Genomic DNA, 17,702 nt, shown 5'->3' on the forward strand with positions numbered 1-17,702 from the left:
GACGGCCTACCTAAAGAATACCGAATATGCACACCGATCACCTGCTTCATATCGACAAACACCACATCTGGCACCCTTACACATCCATGACCGAGCCCTTGCCGGTCTATCCGGTGGCGCGTGCCGATGGCGTGATGATCACGCTTTCAGACGGCCGCCGCTTGGTTGACGGCATGTCTTCGTGGTGGGCGGCGCTGCACGGCTATAATCACCCGCGTTTGAATGCGGCGGCCACTTCGCAATTGGAACAAATGAGCCACATCATGTTTGGCGGTTTGACCCACGAACCGGCGGTGCAGCTGACCGAATTACTATTACGCATTCTGCCGCCTTCGTTGAACAAGGTTTTTTATGCCGACAGCGGCTCGGTGGCGGTTGAAGTGGCCATGAAAATGGCACTGCAATACCAGCAAGCCATCGGGCAACCTGAGCGCAACCGTTTTGCCGCCATTCGAGCAGGCTATCACGGTGACACTTGGCATGCGATGTCGGTTTGCGATCCGGTCACCGGTATGCACGGTTTGTTTGGTAGCAGCTTGCCGGTGCAATATTTTCTGCCGCAACCTGCCGTCAAATTCAATGAACCGTGGCGTGATGAAGCCATCGAGCCGTTGCGCGACCTGCTGGCGGCACACGGCCACGAAATCGCCGCGCTGATTGTGGAGCCGATTGTACAAGGCGCGGGCGGCATGTATTTTTATTCGCCGGTTTACCTGCAAAAAGCGCGCGAATTGTGTTCGGCGCATGGTGTGTTGCTGGTGTTTGATGAAATCGCCACCGGCTTTGGCCGCACCGGTAAGCTGTTTGCGATGGAACACGCCGACACCGTGCCCGATATTGTCTGCTTGGGCAAAGCACTCACGGGCGGCTACCTCACACTTTCGGCCACCATTACCACCACCCAAGTGGCTAAAACCATCTCATCAGGCGCGGCTGGCTGCTTTATGCACGGCCCAACCTTTATGGCCAATCCGCTGGCCTGCGCCGTGGCCGCCGAATCGGTTGCCATGCTGCTGGAAAGCCCGTGGCAAGAGCACATTGCCCGCATTGAAGCGCAATTGCGGCAGGATTTGGCAGTTGCCACCGAATGGGCATGCGTGGCTGAAGTGCGCGTGCTGGGTGCCATCGGCGTGATTGAAATGAAGGCACCGGTCAATATGGCTTCGTTGCAAGCGCGGCTGGTGGCGCATGGTGTTTGGGTGCGGCCGTTTGGCAAACTGGTTTATCTGATGCCGCCGTTTATCATCACGCCGGATGAATTGACCCGATTAACCGACGGCCTGCTGGCTGCTTTGGCGGAGGAATACGGTGCAACACTTTAAACACGCGCTGGACGAATTAAAAGCCCAAGACCGTTTGCGCCGTCTGCCCGATTTACCGCAGCAAGGCCGCTATATTGTTTCAGACGGCCTCAAGTTGCTGAATTTATCGTCTAATGATTATCTCGGGTTGGCGCACGATGAAGCCTTACGGCATGAATTTTTAGCAAGCGATGCCTGCTGCGAGCAGCTGTGGTCGTCCTCTTCATCACGGCTGCTGACCGGCGGTTTTCCAATTTATCAGGAGTTGGAAGCGCTGTTGGCCACGCGTTATCAGCGTGAAGCGGCTTTATTGTTCAACAGCGGCTATCATGCCAATGTCGGTATTCTGCCGGCGCTAGCCGACAAAAAAACGCTGATTTTGGCCGATAAATTGGTACACGCCAGCCTGATTGACGGTATCCGCTTAAGCGGCGCCGATTATCTGCGCTACCGCCACAATGATTACGCCCAGCTTGAACACCTGCTCGAACAACGCGCCGCCGATTACCGCTGCGTCATCATCGTGACCGAAAGCCTGTTCAGCATGGATGGCGACACGGCCGATCTACCACATTTGGTGCGCCTGAAAAAACGGTATGACCATGTATTGCTGTATGTCGATGAAGCCCATGCGGTCGGCGCATATGGCGAAACCGGCTTGGGCTTGGCAGAAATGCAGGGCTGCGTGGCCGACATCGACATCTTAACCGGCACATTCGGCAAGGCGTTGGCTTCGGTGGGCGCGTTTGCCGTGTGCAGTGGTTTAATTAAGGAATACTTGACCAACCACATGCGCACTTTGATTTTTTCCACCGCCCTACCGCCAATCAATATGGCGTGGACGCATTTTATCTTCCAGCAGCTGCCCGAAATGAAAGCGCGTAGGAAGCGTTTGGCCGCACTCAGCCAACGTCTGCGTGAAGCGGTGGCAACGCATTACCCGTCGCCCATGTTGGCAGAGGCAAACAGCCACATTATTCCGTGTGTACTCGGCAGCAATGAAGCGGCGGTCAAGCAGGCGAGAACATGGCAACAGCAGGGCTATTACTGTCTGCCGATTCGTCCGCCTACCGTGCCGCAAGGCAGCGCACGCGTGAGGCTGTCGCTCACGGCCGACATCAGCGACGATGAATTAAACGGGTTTATCCAAACCCTAAACACAACGACCACCTAAAATCATAACAGGCCGTCTGAAACATTATGAAAAGAACACAAGCACCATGCACACCCGATTGATTTCCCGCCCGAATGCGGACACGCTTTTGGTTTATTTCGCCGGCTGGGGCACGCCCGACAGCGTGGCGGAAGCCTTGGCACCGGCCGATGCCGATATTTTGTTGTGCAGTGATTACCGCGACACCGCTTTAGCGTTTGACTTCAGCCGCTACCGCCGCATCGGCGTGTTGGCATGGTCGATGGGCGTTTGGGTTGCCGAGCGTGCCATGCAGGGCGTGACCGTGGATTGGGCGATCGCCGTCAACGGCACGGGCTTGCCCTATAATGACCAATTCGGCATTCCCTGCGCCGTGTTCGACCAAACCTTAGCCCGCTTCGATGAGCGCAACCGCGCCAAATTCGAGCAGCGCATGTGCGCCGATGCCGACAGCTTGGCGCACTACCGCCAACTTGACGGCCACCACAGCCACGACAGCCTGCATGAAGAATTGCAGTTTCTGCATCAGGCCGTGCAAGCCGACCGCCGCACCAATTTGCTGACTTGGCACGAAGCATGGATAGGTACGCGCGACCGCATTATTCCGGCGGCCAACCAATCGGCCTACTGGCAATCGCGCTGCCCCATCGTCGAATTTGACGGCGGCCATTATCCGCATCTGCATTGGCCGCGTTGGGATGCGGCCACATGATGCCCGACAAACAGCGCATCGCCGCGCGTTTTGCCGCCGCCACGCCGCATTACGACCGCCATGCCGAAGCGCAAAAAATCATTCATGGCGAGCTGGATAAATGGTTGGCACTTTATGCACCCGAACGTGTTGCCCAAATACTGGAAATCGGCTGCGGCACCGGCTTATTCAGCCGCCTGTTGGCACAACGTTTCCCGCAGGCAAAGCTGGTGTTAAACGATTTGAATGCCGCTTGCGCACCAGATTGGCCAGACAACAGGCCGTCTGAAACGGAATACCGTTTCGGTGATGCCGAAGCCATCGATTTAGGCAGCGGCTACGACATCATTGCTTCCGCTTCCGCGCTGCAATGGCTGGCGCAACCTGATGCGTTTATCCGACGCACAGCGCAGATGTTGGTTTCAGACGGCCTGTTGTTGTTTAACACGTTTACGCCCGACAATCTGCACCCCATCCGCGCGCTGACCGGCAGCGGCCTGCATTACCCAACGGCGGCACAATGGGCAGATTGGTTGCAACGCGACTACGACATTTTGGCGATTGAGCAGCGCACAATTACGCTGGCTTTTGACACCCCGCGCGATGCCTTGCGCCACCTGCAATACACCGGTGTCACCGCTACCCATACCGACTTTGTGTGGACGAAACAGCGCCTGCACACCTTTGAAACGCAATACCGCGCGCACCATGCCTTGGCGGATGGTCGGGTCGGCTTGGATTACACGCCGCTTTATATTACCGCACGCAAAAAATAAACCGCCTGCCGTATTCAAGAAGGCCGTCTGAAACACCAGCGGCACACAGCGAGCAAAGGAAAATGATGGGAAAAGTATTGTTTATCAGCGGCATCGACACCGATGTCGGCAAAACCGTGGCCACCGGCGTATTGGCCAAACAATTGGCCGCACAAGGCCACCGCGTGATTACGCAAAAAATGGTGCAAACCGGCTGCACAGGATTATCGGCCGATTTGCAGACACACCGCCACATTCAAGGCATAGATTGGCTGCCCGAAGACCTCGACGGCACCACCTGCCCTTATGTGTTCGCGCATCCGTGTTCGCCGCATTTGGCCGCCGCTTTGGAACAAACGGAAATTGACGACCAGCGCATCACCGCCGCCACCGAGCAATTGGCCGCACATTATGATTATGTCTTGCTCGAAGGCGCTGGCGGTTTGGCCGTGCCTTATCGTGACGATACAACCACGCTGGATTACATCGCCCGGCAAGGCTATCCGGTGGTATTGGTGACTTCCGCCAAGCTCGGCAGCATCAACCACACGCTGTTGAGTTTGGCCGCCTGCCATATGCGCAGCATCACCTTGGATACCGTGGTTTACAACCATTACCCATGCAGCGACGAACTGATTAAAGAAAACACACGCCGCTATTTACACGCGTATTTGGCCGCCCATTTTCCGCAAGCAAAATGGATGGATTTGGCGTTTACCGAATGGTAGGCCGAAACGTTTCAGACGGCCTCAACCCATATTAACGATTAACCCCACCAATTAGACGATTTTGATGAACGCGCCTACTGTTCCCCTTTCACAACCAAGCAGCAACAAACCGCTGTGGCTGGCTTTTGCCCTGCTCATCGGCTGCTGCGCCCTGTTTTTGACCTACAACGTCAACGGCAACTGGGATTTCGCCCTGCCCCTGCGCCTGACCAAACTGGCCGCCTTGCTGCTGGTCGCGTATGCCATCGGCGTGTCCACCTTATTGTTCCAAACGCTGACCAACAACCCGATTCTCACGCCCTCGATACTTGGCTTTGATGCGCTGTATGTGTTTTTGCAAACCTTACTGGTGTTTGTGTTGGGCGGCGTCGGCTTCACTTCGCTGCCGATATTGGGCAAATTTTCGCTGGAATTGGTGCTGATGATGGGCGGCTCAATGCTGCTGTTTGCCACTTTGATGAAACAGGGCGGCCGCGATTTGGCGCGCATGATTTTGATCGGTGTGATTTTCGGCATTCTGTTCCGCAGCTTGGCATCGCTGTTGCAGCGCATGATTGACCCCGAAGAATTTGCCGTGGCGCAAGCCTACACCTTTGCCTCGTTCAACAGCGTCAATCCGCAACTGATTACCATCGGCGCGGTGGTGCTGCTGGCCAGCGTGGTGTTTATCTGGCGCGAACGCCACCGTTTGGATGTGTACATGCTCGGGCGCGATCAAGCGATTAATTTGGGCATCAACTATTCGCGCAACACGCTGTGGCTGCTGCTGTGGATTGCCGCGCTGGTCGCCACCGCCACCGCCGTGGTTGGCCCCGTCAGCTTCTTCGGCCTGTTGGTCGTAGCATTGGCCAATCATTTTGCCCCCAACATGAAACACGCCGTGCGCCTGCCGATGACGTTTTGCACCGCCGGCATTTTACTGGTCGGTGGCCAAACCTTGTTCGAGCATTTCTTGGGCATGCAGGCCGTATTGAGCGTGGTAGTCGAATTCGCCGGCGGCTTGGTGTTTTTATATTTGATTTTGAAGAAAAAGCCTTAATTTAATCGAATAACCAAACGCCCAATCCTATTTTAAAAAATCATCAGACGAACCGAATCCATGATTAAAATCCAAAATGTCAGCCACAAAATCGGCAACAACCTTATTTTAAACGACGTCTCCCTCGATATTCCGCAAGGCGGCATTACTGCGCTGATTGGCCCCAATGGTGCGGGCAAATCGACACTGCTGTCGTTTATGGCGCGTTTGCAGCCGCTGACGCAGGGTAAAATCAGTTACAACGGCCAAGACATCACTACCACACCAACGGCCGAGCTGGCCAAAACCCTGTCGATTCTGACGCAGGAAAACAGCATCATGAGCCGCATTACCGTGCGTGATTTGCTGATGTTCGGGCGTTATCCGTATCACCAAGGCAGGCCGTCTGAAGAATGTAAAGCGATTGTGGAAAAAGCATTGCACCGCTTTCAGCTGGAATCATTTGCCAACCGCTACCTAACTGAACTCTCCGGCGGCCAACGCCAGCGCGCCATGATTGCGATGGTGTTCTGCCAAAGCACGGATTATGTATTACTCGATGAGCCGCTGAACAATCTCGATATGTATCACGCCCGCTCGCTGATGCAGCTTTTGCAACACCTAACCCACGAACACCAGCGCACAACCGTTGTGGTGTTGCACGACATCAACCAAGCTGCGGCTTATGCGGATTATGTGGTGGCGATGAAAAACGGCCAAGTCGCTATGCAAGGCACGCCGAACGATGTGTTTACCAAAGAAAATATTCTGGATTTATTTGATATGGATGTGGACGTATTGGATTACGAAGGGAAAAAATTGGTGGTGCATCACGTGTAATGCGGATCACTGAATCAAGGCCGTCTGAAAGATATTTTTTCAGACGGCCTTTTCATTGACTTTTGATTTTTGATACGGCAGAATAAGACCTAATAAAAGACCTATTAATGATTTCTTTAAAAGCCCTATTTTTCCATCTTGCCTAAACTAAAACAACCATTCTTGAGTAAGGCACCATGGTGTACTAAAGGAAACCAATATCATGACTAAACCTATTCACAGCCGTTTTGTTGCCAGCATTAGCGACTTAAAAAAAAATCCTATGGAAACCGTAAAAAGTGGACAAGGTGATGTGGTCGCCATTTTAAATCGCAATACCCCTGCTTTTTACTGCATTCCTGCCGATTTATATGATGAAATCTTCGAAATTTTAGAAGACCAATACCTAATGCGTGTCGCAATGGAACGGGATAACGAACCCTCCATTGAGGTATCTGTAGATGACTTATAAATTAAAATTCAAAGCCAGTGCCAAACGGGAATTTGATAAACTTGATCGTACCGTTAAAGAACAATTCAAGAAAAAGCTTAAAAAAATTCTAGAAAACCCTACAATTCCGAAAAATAAACTACATGGATCAGACTATCGCAACATGTATAAAATCGAATTGCGTGCTGTTGGCTATCGTTTGGTTTACGAAGTGATTGATGACGAATTGGTGATTATCGTGATTGAAGTGGGCAGGCGTGATACCATTTATTTAAATTAAATCAAGGCCGTCTGAACGATATTGTTTCAGACGGCCTTGTTCTATTTAAACAACTGCCCGCAGCAAGCCTTAAATTTTTTATCCGAACCGCAAATACACGGCTGTTTCATGGTCGGCAGCGGCACGGTCGGGTCGATGAAATACCAGCGCCCGTCAATCTTCACAAAAGCCGACAATTCATGGTGATGCTGCGCTTCGCCTGCACCCTGAAAATGCGCGATAAATTCGACCTGCGCATGGTTTTTACCGATGTTGGGGATATGCTTTAACACGTCCAAACCCTGCCAATCGGTTTCGCGGCTCCACGCCAGCATATCGGCGGTATCCAATAATTTTTGCTGCGACGGCACAGTCGTTTGCACAATATAATCAATATTTTGCAGCGTATAAGCGCTGTAGCGCGAGCGCATCAGCTCTTCGGCCGTAACGGGCAATTTTTGTTGCGCATGAAAGGGTTGGCAGCAATCGGCATAAGCGCGCTGCGATTGGCACGGACAAATCTGCATATCAGGATATGGGCTTTCAAATGAGAATGACTCAAATTATATAACAAAATCAATATGTAGAAGCTTTTCAGGCTGATTTTCTGCTAAAATACCGCCTTTCGATTTTGTATTTGATATTTGAACACCATGACTGCCACAGCACAAGGTCTAAATCGTTTGTTGCCGCAAACCCAATGCCGCGAGTGCGGCTATGAAGGCTGCCTGCCATATGCCGAAGCCCTTGCCCACGACGATGCGCCGGTGAATTTATGCGCACCGGGCGGCGAAACAGTCATGCTCGACATTGCCAACCTACTCGGCAAATCGCCGCTGGCACCGGCCAAAATTCAGCTCAAAGCCTTGGCATGGATTGATGAGGCCGTCTGTATCGGCTGCACCGCCTGCATCCGCGCCTGCCCCGTTGATGCGATTATGGGCGCGCACAAATTGATGCACACCGTGATTAAAGACGAATGCACCGGCTGCGGCTTGTGTGTCACCCCGTGTCCGGTCGATTGCATTTATATGCAGCCGATTGAAACCGATTTTCTACCCTTGGCACGCGCCGAACACGAAAGCGATGCGCGCTTTGCCGCCGCGGAACACGCCAAAAGCCGTTTTGAGTGGCACGAAGCGCGCAAAGCCCGCGATTCAGCCGAGCGCAAAGCCAAGTTGGCCGAACGCGAAGCCGCAACCAAAGCCAAGCTACAAGCCGCAGCCGAAGCGGCGCAACCGGTTGAAGCGGCTGCCAAAGCAGCGTTTAACCCGATGGATTTAATCGCCAAAGCCATGGCCAGAGCGCAAGAGCAGCAAACCCAACTGGCCACCGCCCACAACCACGAAGACTTCAAAGCCAAACAAGTCGAAGAAGCCAAACAACGCGCCGTATTGCGCCGCGCCCAACGCGACATGAAATACGGCAACGAAGAAGAAAAAGCCGCCGCATTGGTTTATTTGCGCCAATACAAAGCCGAACAGGAAGCAAAAAAATCCGCCAAACGCAAAGCCAAACAAATGCGCGCGCAGCAATCTTAATGCTTAGGCCGTCTGAAACTGTGTTTTCAGACGGCCTTTATTGATTTAAGAAAGAAGCCCACCATGCGCCCAAACCTTGTCAACCAACTTCCCCTGCCTGTTTACCCCATCGACCGCGATCGCGCCGATTATGCCTTATCGAAAAACCGCTTAAGCGATTATTTCATCCGCAATCCTGCTTTGTTCCAACGCGCACTCGAGCCGAAATTTACCGTCCATGTCGTACAAATGGCCGCACACGCCTGCGGTTTATGGTTTGATACTTGGCGCAACCCCGACAGCGGGCGCATGGTGCTGGTCGTTGCCAATAAAGACGTGATGCCGCTCAAAGCCATGTTTCAACGCACCTTAAACAACCAAAGCGTGATTGCCGCTTTATTGCGCCGCAGTTAAATATTCAAAGGCCGTCTGAACGTAATTAATCTCTTTCAGACGGCCTTTTGTTCTTCAATGTAGTGATTATTGCCCTTAAAAATCATTTTAAAATAAACATACAGCATCATTCACATTCACTATCTTCAGTCTCAAGCTAATATTTTTAAAATATCGTCGCGCTAATTCTAAAATAAAAGCATATTCCGCGTTAAATATTCAATTTACACCATAAAATTTTAGAATCTGCTTACTAAGTGTCAACAATCAAAGTGTTTCATTTACGCAAAAATCAATAAAATATTAATTACATATCACTACAAATTCTGCTATAATCCTGCCCAACCATTTCCCACCAACCCAGACACCCAACAAAGAGGACAAATTATGGGCATTAAAGTCGCCATCAACGGTTATGGCCGCATCGGCCGTCAAGTATTACGCGCCATCTACGATTACAATCTGCAAGACCAGCTCGAAATCGTCGCCGTCAACGCCAGCGGTAGCTTGGAAACCAACGCCCACCTGACCAAATTCGATACCGTACACGGCCGCTTCAACGCCGATGTCGATCACGATGCCACCCATTTGATTATCAACGGCCACAAAATTCCTTACTTCTCCACCCGCAATCCGGCCGAGCTGCCTTGGAAAGACTTGGGTGTGGATTTAGTGATGGAATGCACCGGCGCGTTCACCAGCAAATCCAAAGCCAATATCCACTTGGAAAGCGGCGCGAAAAAAGTATTGATTTCCGCACCGGGTGAAGCCGATGTCGATGCCACTGTGGTTTACGGCGTGAACGATGATGTATTGACTGCCGACATGACCGTCGTTTCCAACGCGTCTTGCACCACCAACTGCTTGGCACCTGTGGCCAAAGTGTTGAACGAAAGCATTGGCATTGTGAAAGGCGCGATGACCACCATCCACGCCTTAACCAACGACCAAACCGTTACCGACGTGCGCCACAAAGACTTGCGTCGCGCCCGCAGCGGTGTGGAAAACATGATTCCAACCAAAACCGGCGCCGCCAAAGCCGTGGGCTTGGTATTGCCTGACCTGAAAGGCAAACTCGACGGCTTGGCCATACGCGTGCCGACCGTTAACGTTTCCTTGGTTGACTTAAGCTTCCAAGCCGGCCGCGAAACCAGCGTGGAAGAAATCAACGAATTGATGAAAGCCGCTTCGGAACAAGGCCGTCTGAAAGGCGTTTTGGGCTATAACACCCTGCCACTGGTATCGATGGACTTCAACCACACCACCCAAGGCAGCAACTTCGACGCCACCCTGACCAAAGTCGTTGACGGCAGCATGGTGAAAGTATTCGCTTGGTACGACAACGAATGGGGCTTCAGCTGCCAAATGCTGCGCACCGCTATGCGTATGTTTGATTTGGAAGTGAAAGACTTTGAATAATTGAGTTTTGCTTGATTGATTAAAAATGCCGTCTGAAAAGATTTTTCAGACGGCATTTTTTATGGATAACGTTGTTTGGTATGCACCATCGCAGCAATCAAAACGGCGGTTTCGGTGATTTTATACACAATCATATAATTTGGATGCACCACCCATTCTCTCGTACCAAACACCTGCCCCAAGCGGCCGGAATCGGGAAATTGTGCAAGGGTGCGCGTGGTGTTGGAAAATTTGCTCTTCCAGCTCAAACGCGGCCACCGGATTGAATTCAAAAATATAGCGGACGATTTGGTCTAAATCATCTTCCGCCTGTTGCGACCATTTAACCTGCATTTTTCAGAATCGCCATCAATTCTGCACGCCGTTGCGCAGCGCGTGCCAACACATCTTCCTGCTCATGCCACGTTTCACTGCTCAAGCCTTTTTCCACCTTATCGGAAAGCCACGCATGATAATCATCGGCCTGCTGCTGAGTATCGAATTGAGACAGAATCGGATCAAGCTTTTTCATCTGTTTTCTCCTGAAAAATCTGAGTTCTATCGTGCCTGTTTTATCATATTTGTCAATCCAAGGCAGAGACACCATCAGGTCGTCTGAAGATTAAAACACACTTGCAAACACGTTTTCAGACGGCCTTCTTCATCGTTTTATATTAAAATACCGCATTCCAAAATCTTTTTCAGACGGCCTCATCATGTTTCCCAGCGAATCCCCTTCTTCTTTGTTAACCGGCTTGAATCCCGAGCAGCTTGCCGCGGTGACTTGGCCGCCGCAATCGGCTTTGGTATTGGCCGGTGCGGGCAGCGGCAAAACGCGTGTGCTGACGACGCGCATTGCGTGGCTGTTGCAAAGCGGTCAGGCCAGTGTGCACAGCATTATGGCGGTGACGTTTACCAACAAAGCCGCCAAAGAAATGCAGACGCGCTTGGGGGCGATGATTCCGGTGAACGTGCGCGCGATGTGGCTGGGCACATTTCATGGTTTGTGCCACCGCTTTTTGCGCCTGCACCATCGCGATGCCAACCTGCCGGCCACTTTTCAGATTCTCGACAGCAGCGACCAATTGGCCTTAATCAAACGCATGTTGAAGCAGCTCAACATCGCCGAAGAAATCATTGCGCCGCGCAGCTTACAAGGCTTTATCAACGCGCAAAAGGAAAACGGCCTGCGCGCCTCTGCCCTGCAAGCACCCGATCCTCACACCCAGCGCATGATTGAATGCTATGCCGAATACGACCGCATTTGCCAACGTGAAGGCGTGGTCGATTTTGCCGAACTCATGTTGCGCAGCTATGAAATGCTCAAAAGCAACGAAATGCTGCGCGTGCATTATCAAAACCGTTTTAATCATATTTTGGTGGACGAATTTCAAGATACCAACAAGCTGCAATATGCGTGGCTCAAGCTGATGGCGGGCAATCAGGCGGCGGTGTTTGCCGTGGGCGACGATGACCAAAGCATTTACCGTTTCCGTGGTGCGAATGTCGGTAACATGACCGCGCTGATGAAAGAGTTTGCCATCGAAGCGCCGATTAAACTTGAGCAAAACTACCGCTCGGTAGGCAACATCCTTGCCGCCGCCAATGCCGTGATTGAAAACAACGACGAGCGTTTGGGCAAAAACCTGCGCACCGATGCCGAGTCGGGCGACAAAATCCGCTACCTTTCCGCGCCCAGTGATTTTGAAGAAGCGCAGTTCATCATCGACGAAGCCAAATCACTGCAACGCGAAGGCTGGCCGCTGTCGGAAATGGCCGTGCTCTACCGCAGCAACGCCCAATCACGCGTTATCGAACAAGCCCTGTTCCGCAGCGGCGTGCCGTATAAAATCTACGGCGGCCTGCGCTTTTACGAGCGCCAAGAAATCAAACACGCGCTGGCTTACCTGCGCTTGGCGGTCAACCCCGATGACGACAACGCCCTGTTGCGCGTGATTAACGTGCCCACCCGCGGCATTGGCGCGCGCACGATTGAAAATCTTCAGACGGCCTCAAGCGAACAAGGCATTTCCCTGTGGCAGGCCGCCTGCAATGCCGGTGCCAAAGCCACCAAAATCGCCGCCTTCGTCCAACTGATTGAAAACCTGCGCAACCAAATCGGCCAATTGTCGCTGGCCGAAATCATGGTCAGCGTAATTCAAGACAGCGGCTTGGTCGAATTCTACAAAACACAAAAAGGCGATCACCAAGACCGATTGGACAACTTAGACGAATTGGTCAACGCCGCCGTCGCGTTCAAACCGGAAGAAAGCAATTTTGAAATCCTGCCGGAAAACGCTGCCGAACACCCTGCCTTTCCGGTATTGGCGTTCCTCAGCAACGCCGCGCTGGAATCAGGCGAAAACCAAGCCGGCAAAGGTGAAGACGCGATTCAACTGATGACCGTCCACGCCGCCAAAGGCTTGGAATTCAACGCCGTTTTCCTCACCGGCATGGAAGAAGGCCGCTTCCCGAGCGAACTCAGCCTCGCCGAACGCGGCGGCCTCGAAGAAGAACGCCGCCTGATGTACGTCGCCATCACCCGTGCACGCAAACGCCTCTACATCACCATGGCGCAACAACGCATGCTGCACGGCCAAACCCAATTCGGCATCGTGTCCCGCTTCGTCGAAGAAATCCCGCCCGAAGTATTGCATTACCTGTCGGCCAAAAAACAAAGCTTCAACAGCTTCACCGATGCCCCGCGCACGCGCAGTAACAAAATCGTCGAAGACTACAAACTGCCGCAGGAATACGCCGGTTTCCGAATCGGCCAAAACGTACGCCACGCCAAATTCGGCACCGGCGTGATTATCGATGCCGTCGATAAAGGCGAATCAGCGCGGCTGACGATTAACTTTGGCAAAGAAGGCGTGAAGGAATTGGATACGAAGTTTGCGAAGTTGGAAGTGGTTTGATTGAAATGGAAAGGCCGTCTGAAAATTTTCAGACAGCGTAAATCTAAGCTAAAATACATCATCATTTTTTAGGAGAAATTTATGGCTTTTAGTACAGAACAAAAACAAGCCATTCTAGCAACAGCGAAAACGTGGTTTAAAGAATGTGTAGCACAAAACCATATCAAAAATACCGAAAAGCTGATTGACCCAGCAGAATTCAATATCAATCCGTTTTTAACGGTTTATCTTGCCAATTTTCTAACCGGTAACTCCAAACCTGAAAGTATCGCTAAGGCTCTGCTTTTCCCGCGTGTATTGGGAACATCCATTAATACATCTTTTGGTCAAAATATGCAGAGTTTTATGAGTGTGATTCAAGATGCGGTCGGCAGCACAGCCAGCGGCATGGATATTGAGTTTATCGACCAGCTCGACGGCAGGAAGAAATACTGTCAATTAAAAGCGGGGCCAAACACCATTAATAAGGATGATGTTGAGACCATTGCCAATCATTTTAGAAGTGTCCGCAATTTATCTCGAACGAATAATTTGCGTATTCCAAACGACGACATGATTGTCGGAGTTTTATATGGCGAACCACAAAATTTAAGCAGTCACTACAAACGTATCACGTCTCAATATGACTATGAAGTCATTATCGGGCAAGAATTTTGGTTACGCTTAACCGGAGATGAGGATTTTTACAACGAACTCATTGCGGCCATTGGTTCAGTTGCCATTGAAGCCGACTTCAGTAAAGACTTCGAACGTGTAATCTATACTTTGGCGCAGACAGAAGAAATCCAGAAATTAAGTAACCATGAATAAGGTTTGACGCTATCTAAAAATCAGGCTACATTATCGTCATGAATAACCATGACTAATGTTTGCCTGATTTTTTTATGAAGAGCCCCGATTTATATACCATTGCCCAAGTTGCTGATATTCTCAGCGTATCTAAAGAAACTTTGCGTCGTTGGGATAAAAATGGAACGCTTGTTCCACAACGCCAGTATGACAACAATTACCGCCTTTATACCAAAGAACAATTAGAACATTTTGAAGAAGCGCGGATTTTATTCAACAGTAACTGGGATGAAGAAATTCAAACCCAACCACTACGCCGATATAAATTGCTTGAATTGTTTGCAGGTGCAGGTGGTTTAGCAGTAGGTATGGAAAAAGCAGGCTTTGATTCAGTTTTATTAAACGAATTGGATGCTGCCGCCTGTAAGACACTTCGAAAAAACCGCCCAGAATGGAATGTAGTAGAAGGAGATATTTCTAAGGTGGATTTTACCCCTTATTATAATCAAATCGATATTCTTTCAGGTGGTTTCCCTTGCCAAGCCTTTTCTTATGCAGGTAAGAAATTAGGCTTTGAAGATACGCGCGGTACGCTGTTTTTTGAATTTGCACGCGCGGTTAAAGAAACCAATCCCAAAGTATTCTTAGCAGAAAACGTGCGGGGTTTATTAGCTCATGACGACGGTAAAACGCTGGCGACCATTAGCAGTATCATTGAAGAGCTTGGCTATTATTTAGTTCCGCCAAGAGTTTTAAAAGCCGTGTTTTATAAAGTACCGCAAAAGCGTGAACGCTTGTTTTTAATCGGCATCCGCAAAGACTTAGCTAAAAAAGTCAACTTCCATTGGCCTTCACCTTATCATCGGATTATGACTTTGGAAGATGCGTTTAAATCAGGTGAACTATACACCGCAGATGTTCCTCAATCTGAGGGGCAAAAATATCCGAAACGCAAAGCTGAAATTATGACTCATGTTCCTGCAGGCGGTTATTGGAAAGATTTACCTGATGATTTGCAGCGTGAATACATGCAAAAAAGTTATTTTTTAGGTGGAGGAAAAACAGGTATGGCTCGCCGACTAGCTTGGGATGAACCGAGCCTGACTTTGACCTGCGCACCAGCACAAAAGCAGACAGAACGTTGCCATCCTGAAGAAACTCGCCCTCTAACCGTAAGGGAGTATGCTCGTATTCAAACTTTTCCCGATGAATGGCAATTTGAAGGCTCATTAACTGCACAATACAAACAGATCGGCAATGCTGTCCCTGTCAATTTAGCATTGGCAGTCGGCAAAGCATTAATCCGTTTATTAAATGATATTGAAACCACCATTGAAGCAGAAGCAGCATAAGTAAAGGCCGTCTGAAACACTTTTTAAATATTTAAATATTGTATTTTCAGACGGCCTGTCTTGCTTTAATCTTTAAACCTTACTTAATCAGCCAAAAGGAGCCCCACCATGTCCCACATCTCCACCGTCCGCTACACCTGCAACCTGCATAACGATTTAACCCACCTGCAAAGCGGCGACACGATTTCTACCGATGCGCCGACCGACAACAACGGTAAAGGCGAAGCGTTTTCGCCTACGGACTTGCTGGCCACTTCGCTGGCTGCGTGTGCGCTGACGATTATGGGCATGAAAGCCGATGATTTGGGCGTGGACTTAGCCGGTGCGCGAGCGGAAGTGGGCAAGGAAATGTCAGCCAATCCGCGCCGTGTGGCGAAGGTGGCGGTTGATTTTTATTTGAGCGAAAGTTTAGACGAACGCAGCCGCACGGTTTTGGAAGCGGCGGCGCATACTTGTCCGGTGGCGAAAAGTTTGAGCGCGGATTTGGTGCAGGTGTTTAATTTTCATTATGTTTGATGGCTTTGCTGCACTGGCTTGCTTGAAAAAATAAAAAGGCCGTCTGAACGGGTTAAACGAAATCAATCGATTTCCAAACCTGTTCAGACGGCCTTTTAATAGTGAAGCGTTGAATCTGTTTTATTTGACGATTTCTACCGGACCATGGTCATCGCAGTGGTCGCCGTGTTGGTGGTGCAGGCGGCCGTTGACGATGTAGTCAACGTGGTCGCCGTGTGGCACGGCTTCGTGGCCACAGCCTTCGCCGTGAACGTGGTCGCCGCAGTCGCTGACCGGATGGCAGCCGTCTGGATTGGTGTCGTTAACGGCTAAGGTGTGTTCGTCGTAGTGGCCGTCGTGTTCGTGGTGCAGATGACCGTCGTGCAGGTAGTCGATGTGGTCATCGTGTTTGATGGCAGTGTGGCCGCAACCTTGGCCGTGAACGTGATTGTGTTCGTGATGTGTTTTGCAGGTCATGATGGTTTCCTCCATAAGATGGTCGCCTGTTCAGGCAGAATTAGTATGTGTTATCTTATTCTCTTCTCGAAATTTAGTCAATAACTTTTTGATTTTAAACAGTTTTGTTATATTATATCAGTTATGGTATAGCATTCTCATATGAGCGGCACAAGCATTTTTTTCAGACGGCCTTTATAATGCGTGTTCATCATAACATGCTGTCTGAAACGGAAAACACGATATGTGGGATACTGTAAAACTTTGGCTGCAAGAGATTCCGGTCAGCTATGAAATCATTGAATCGGTGCTGATGATTATCGGCATTTTGGCGGTGCGCTCGCTGCTTTTGAGCGCGCATTTCCGCAGCCATCCGGATTTGTCGATTGATGCCAAGCGCCGCGCGTTGGTGGTGAGCCGCAATGTCACGCTGATTTTGGTATTGCTCGGTTTGGCGATGATTTGGGCGGCGCAAATTCAGACGGTGGCTTTGTCGATGTTTGCGGTGGCGGCGGCGATTGTGGTGGCCACCAAAGAATTGATTATGTGTTTGTCGGGCAGCATCCTGCGCTCGATTACCAAGCAGTATTCGGTGGGCGATTATATTGAAATCAACGGCTTGCGCGGGCGGGTGGTCGATATTAATTTATTGAACACTTTGATGATGGAAATCGGCCCCAATGCTTTGGTCGGCCAGCTTTCGGGCGACACGATTTCGTTCCCCAACAGCCTGCTGCTCAATCATAATGTGCGCCGCGATAATGTGTTGGGGCCTTATGTGATTCACACGGTGCAAATTCCCGTGCCGATTCATTTGGATTCGGATGCGGTGGTGCCGCGTTTGAGGGCGGTATTGGAGCCGTTGTGCGCGCCTTATATTGCCGATATTTCCAAGTATCTGGAAGCGGTGCAGGTGGAAAAGCTGTTTATCACGCCTGCCGCCGAGCCGCGCGTGACCCGTGTGCCGCATGATGACAAGGTGTACAACATTATCGTGCGTTTTGCCGCGCCGGTGGCGAAGCGTTTGGAAATTCAGCAAACGGTGTTGGATGAATTTTTGCGGGTGCAGCATCAATTATTGCATGCCGATTCATAATCCGCGCTGATGCTTAAACCACCCTATCGGGTGGTTTGATTTTTTTCAGACGGCATGAGACCTTTGCAAAACCCTAGATTTGAGTACAGTTCAAAGTTGTAGCAGCGCAG

21 protein-coding genes and 1 pseudogene are annotated in these 17,702 nt (G+C 50.6%); 17 read left to right on the forward strand and 5 right to left on the reverse strand.

All coding sequences use genetic code 11. The features are described 5' to 3' along the window. Positions 1-26 precede the first annotated feature (26 nt). From bioA to GJV52_RS03460, 9 genes are all read left to right on the forward strand, one after another. Positions 27-1,322: an adenosylmethionine--8-amino-7-oxononanoate transaminase gene (bioA, locus tag GJV52_RS03420; protein ID WP_095501913.1), complete on the forward strand. Its 1,296-nt coding sequence runs from the start codon at positions 27-29 to the stop codon at positions 1,320-1,322. Beyond that, positions 1,309-2,475: an aminotransferase class I/II-fold pyridoxal phosphate-dependent enzyme gene (locus GJV52_RS03425; protein ID WP_095501914.1), complete on the forward strand. Its 1,167-nt coding sequence runs from the start codon at positions 1,309-1,311 to the stop codon at positions 2,473-2,475. Before bioA ends, GJV52_RS03425 begins: the two co-directional genes overlap by 14 nt. Before the next feature lie 46 nt (positions 2,476-2,521). Further along, positions 2,522-3,166, forward strand: a complete 645-nt coding sequence (locus tag GJV52_RS03430; RefSeq protein WP_095501915.1) for a DUF452 family protein — start codon at positions 2,522-2,524, stop codon at positions 3,164-3,166. Further along, complete coding sequence (gene bioC, locus GJV52_RS03435; RefSeq protein WP_095501916.1) at positions 3,163-3,921, forward strand: malonyl-ACP O-methyltransferase BioC; 759 nt, start codon at positions 3,163-3,165, stop codon at positions 3,919-3,921. The genes GJV52_RS03430 and bioC overlap by 4 nt, the downstream gene beginning before the upstream one ends. Positions 3,922-3,986: 65 nt before the next feature. Further along, positions 3,987-4,628: a dethiobiotin synthase gene (gene bioD / locus GJV52_RS03440; protein WP_195690078.1), complete on the forward strand. Its 642-nt coding sequence runs from the start codon at positions 3,987-3,989 to the stop codon at positions 4,626-4,628. 64 nt (positions 4,629-4,692) lie between these two features. Next, entirely contained in the window at positions 4,693-5,667 is a 975-nt protein-coding gene (locus tag GJV52_RS03445) for an iron chelate uptake ABC transporter family permease subunit (RefSeq protein ID WP_100562525.1), read from the forward strand. A 60-nt stretch (positions 5,668-5,727) separates the two neighbouring features. Next, the gene (locus GJV52_RS03450) at positions 5,728-6,486 is read left to right on the forward strand and encodes an iron ABC transporter ATP-binding protein (protein WP_100562527.1); all 759 of its coding nucleotides are present in this window, start codon (positions 5,728-5,730) and stop codon (positions 6,484-6,486) included. Between the two features lie 202 nt (positions 6,487-6,688). Further along, the gene (locus tag GJV52_RS03455; protein ID WP_095501920.1) at positions 6,689-6,937 is read left to right on the forward strand and encodes a type II toxin-antitoxin system Phd/YefM family antitoxin; all 249 of its coding nucleotides are present in this window, start codon (positions 6,689-6,691) and stop codon (positions 6,935-6,937) included. Further along, positions 6,927-7,196, forward strand: coding sequence for a type II toxin-antitoxin system RelE family toxin (locus GJV52_RS03460; protein ID WP_100562529.1), 270 nt, complete (start codon positions 6,927-6,929; stop codon positions 7,194-7,196). The genes GJV52_RS03455 and GJV52_RS03460 overlap by 11 nt, the downstream gene beginning before the upstream one ends. A gap of 41 nt (positions 7,197-7,237) precedes the next feature. Here GJV52_RS03460 and GJV52_RS03465 read toward each other — a convergent pair whose 3' ends face one another. Then, positions 7,238-7,702 (reverse strand): YchJ family protein, encoded by a 465-nt coding sequence (locus tag GJV52_RS03465; RefSeq protein ID WP_095502188.1) that lies wholly within the window; start codon positions 7,700-7,702, stop codon positions 7,238-7,240. A gap of 126 nt (positions 7,703-7,828) precedes the next feature. Between GJV52_RS03465 and GJV52_RS03470 the strand changes: the two genes are divergently transcribed. The 3 genes from GJV52_RS03470 to gap all read left to right on the forward strand — a co-directional run bounded on the left by GJV52_RS03470 (position 7,829) and on the right by gap (position 10,507). Beyond that, positions 7,829-8,716 carry an RnfABCDGE type electron transport complex subunit B gene (locus GJV52_RS03470; RefSeq protein ID WP_100562531.1) on the forward strand — a complete coding sequence of 296 codons (888 nt, stop codon included), beginning with the start codon at positions 7,829-7,831 and terminating at the stop codon, positions 8,714-8,716. Between the two features lie 63 nt (positions 8,717-8,779). Then, a complete protein-coding gene (locus GJV52_RS03475; protein ID WP_095502186.1) occupies positions 8,780-9,109 on the forward strand; it encodes a hypothetical protein in 330 nt (109 codons plus the stop codon). Between the two features lie 366 nt (positions 9,110-9,475). Next, the gene (gene gap, locus GJV52_RS03480; protein ID WP_095502185.1) at positions 9,476-10,507 is read left to right on the forward strand and encodes a type I glyceraldehyde-3-phosphate dehydrogenase; all 1,032 of its coding nucleotides are present in this window, start codon (positions 9,476-9,478) and stop codon (positions 10,505-10,507) included. Between the two features lie 59 nt (positions 10,508-10,566). On the opposite strand, the gene GJV52_RS03485 is transcribed toward gap, so the two are convergent. The 3 genes and pseudogenes from GJV52_RS03485 to GJV52_RS03490 form a co-directional block, all read right to left on the reverse strand. After that, entirely contained in the window at positions 10,567-10,755 is a 189-nt protein-coding gene (locus GJV52_RS03485; RefSeq protein ID WP_157798096.1) for a type II toxin-antitoxin system RelE/ParE family toxin, read from the reverse strand. A 19-nt stretch (positions 10,756-10,774) separates the two neighbouring features. Beyond that, a pseudogene (locus GJV52_RS13500) lies at positions 10,775-10,840 on the reverse strand (hypothetical protein); the annotation flags it as partial. Further along, the gene (locus tag GJV52_RS03490) at positions 10,830-11,018 is read right to left on the reverse strand and encodes a hypothetical protein (protein ID WP_095502183.1); all 189 of its coding nucleotides are present in this window, start codon (positions 11,016-11,018) and stop codon (positions 10,830-10,832) included. The pseudogene GJV52_RS13500 and the gene GJV52_RS03490, both read right to left, overlap by 11 nt. 184 nt (positions 11,019-11,202) lie before the next feature. Here GJV52_RS03490 and GJV52_RS03495 point away from each other — a divergent pair, with 184 nt between their 5' ends. The 4 genes from GJV52_RS03495 to GJV52_RS03510 all read left to right on the forward strand — a co-directional run bounded on the left by GJV52_RS03495 (position 11,203) and on the right by GJV52_RS03510 (position 16,061). Then, positions 11,203-13,404, forward strand: coding sequence for a UvrD-helicase domain-containing protein (locus GJV52_RS03495; protein WP_095502182.1), 2,202 nt, complete (start codon positions 11,203-11,205; stop codon positions 13,402-13,404). A gap of 81 nt (positions 13,405-13,485) precedes the next feature. Then, positions 13,486-14,214 (forward strand): PmeII family type II restriction endonuclease, encoded by a 729-nt coding sequence (locus GJV52_RS03500; RefSeq protein ID WP_100562533.1) that lies wholly within the window; start codon positions 13,486-13,488, stop codon positions 14,212-14,214. 74 nt (positions 14,215-14,288) lie between these two features. Next, positions 14,289-15,545 (forward strand): DNA (cytosine-5-)-methyltransferase, encoded by a 1,257-nt coding sequence (gene dcm / locus GJV52_RS03505; protein ID WP_095502189.1) that lies wholly within the window; start codon positions 14,289-14,291, stop codon positions 15,543-15,545. A 108-nt stretch (positions 15,546-15,653) separates the two neighbouring features. Continuing rightward, positions 15,654-16,061: an OsmC family protein gene (locus GJV52_RS03510; protein ID WP_100562535.1), complete on the forward strand. Its 408-nt coding sequence runs from the start codon at positions 15,654-15,656 to the stop codon at positions 16,059-16,061. 120 nt (positions 16,062-16,181) lie between these two features. On the opposite strand, the gene GJV52_RS03515 is transcribed toward GJV52_RS03510, so the two are convergent. Then, positions 16,182-16,517: a hypothetical protein gene (locus GJV52_RS03515; protein ID WP_095502823.1), complete on the reverse strand. Its 336-nt coding sequence runs from the start codon at positions 16,515-16,517 to the stop codon at positions 16,182-16,184. A gap of 223 nt (positions 16,518-16,740) precedes the next feature. Between GJV52_RS03515 and GJV52_RS03520 the strand changes: the two genes are divergently transcribed. Beyond that, on the forward strand, positions 16,741-17,592 hold the full coding sequence (locus tag GJV52_RS03520; protein ID WP_100562537.1) for a mechanosensitive ion channel family protein: 852 nt from the start codon (positions 16,741-16,743) through the stop codon (positions 17,590-17,592). Positions 17,593-17,702 lie beyond the last annotated feature (110 nt).

Source organism: Neisseria brasiliensis (assembly GCF_009671065.1).
GTDB classification, from domain to species: Bacteria; Pseudomonadota; Gammaproteobacteria; order Burkholderiales; family Neisseriaceae; genus Neisseria; species Neisseria brasiliensis.

Coding starts and splice junctions, on each gene's coding strand:
- bioC (WP_095501916.1), top strand. CDS start 3,163: ATGATGCCCGACAAACAGCGCATCGCCGCGCGTTTTGCCGCCGCCACG.
- GJV52_RS03460 (WP_100562529.1), top strand. CDS start 6,927: ATGACTTATAAATTAAAATTCAAAGCCAGTGCCAAACGGGAATTTGAT.
- bioA (WP_095501913.1), top strand. CDS start 27: ATGCACACCGATCACCTGCTTCATATCGACAAACACCACATCTGGCAC.
- GJV52_RS03470 (WP_100562531.1), top strand. CDS start 7,829: ATGACTGCCACAGCACAAGGTCTAAATCGTTTGTTGCCGCAAACCCAA.
- GJV52_RS03450 (WP_100562527.1), top strand. CDS start 5,728: ATGATTAAAATCCAAAATGTCAGCCACAAAATCGGCAACAACCTTATT.
- gap (WP_095502185.1), top strand. CDS start 9,476: ATGGGCATTAAAGTCGCCATCAACGGTTATGGCCGCATCGGCCGTCAA.
- GJV52_RS03490 (WP_095502183.1), bottom strand. CDS start 11,018: ATGAAAAAGCTTGATCCGATTCTGTCTCAATTCGATACTCAGCAGCAG.
- GJV52_RS03430 (WP_095501915.1), top strand. CDS start 2,522: ATGCACACCCGATTGATTTCCCGCCCGAATGCGGACACGCTTTTGGTT.
- GJV52_RS03475 (WP_095502186.1), top strand. CDS start 8,780: ATGCGCCCAAACCTTGTCAACCAACTTCCCCTGCCTGTTTACCCCATC.
- GJV52_RS03445 (WP_100562525.1), top strand. CDS start 4,693: ATGAACGCGCCTACTGTTCCCCTTTCACAACCAAGCAGCAACAAACCG.
- bioD (WP_195690078.1), top strand. CDS start 3,987: ATGGGAAAAGTATTGTTTATCAGCGGCATCGACACCGATGTCGGCAAA.
- GJV52_RS03510 (WP_100562535.1), top strand. CDS start 15,654: ATGTCCCACATCTCCACCGTCCGCTACACCTGCAACCTGCATAACGAT.
- dcm (WP_095502189.1), top strand. CDS start 14,289: ATGAAGAGCCCCGATTTATATACCATTGCCCAAGTTGCTGATATTCTC.
- GJV52_RS03455 (WP_095501920.1), top strand. CDS start 6,689: ATGACTAAACCTATTCACAGCCGTTTTGTTGCCAGCATTAGCGACTTA.
- GJV52_RS03520 (WP_100562537.1), top strand. CDS start 16,741: ATGTGGGATACTGTAAAACTTTGGCTGCAAGAGATTCCGGTCAGCTAT.
- GJV52_RS03495 (WP_095502182.1), top strand. CDS start 11,203: ATGTTTCCCAGCGAATCCCCTTCTTCTTTGTTAACCGGCTTGAATCCC.
- GJV52_RS03500 (WP_100562533.1), top strand. CDS start 13,486: ATGGCTTTTAGTACAGAACAAAAACAAGCCATTCTAGCAACAGCGAAA.
- GJV52_RS03515 (WP_095502823.1), bottom strand. CDS start 16,517: ATGACCTGCAAAACACATCACGAACACAATCACGTTCACGGCCAAGGT.
- GJV52_RS03465 (WP_095502188.1), bottom strand. CDS start 7,702: ATGCAGATTTGTCCGTGCCAATCGCAGCGCGCTTATGCCGATTGCTGC.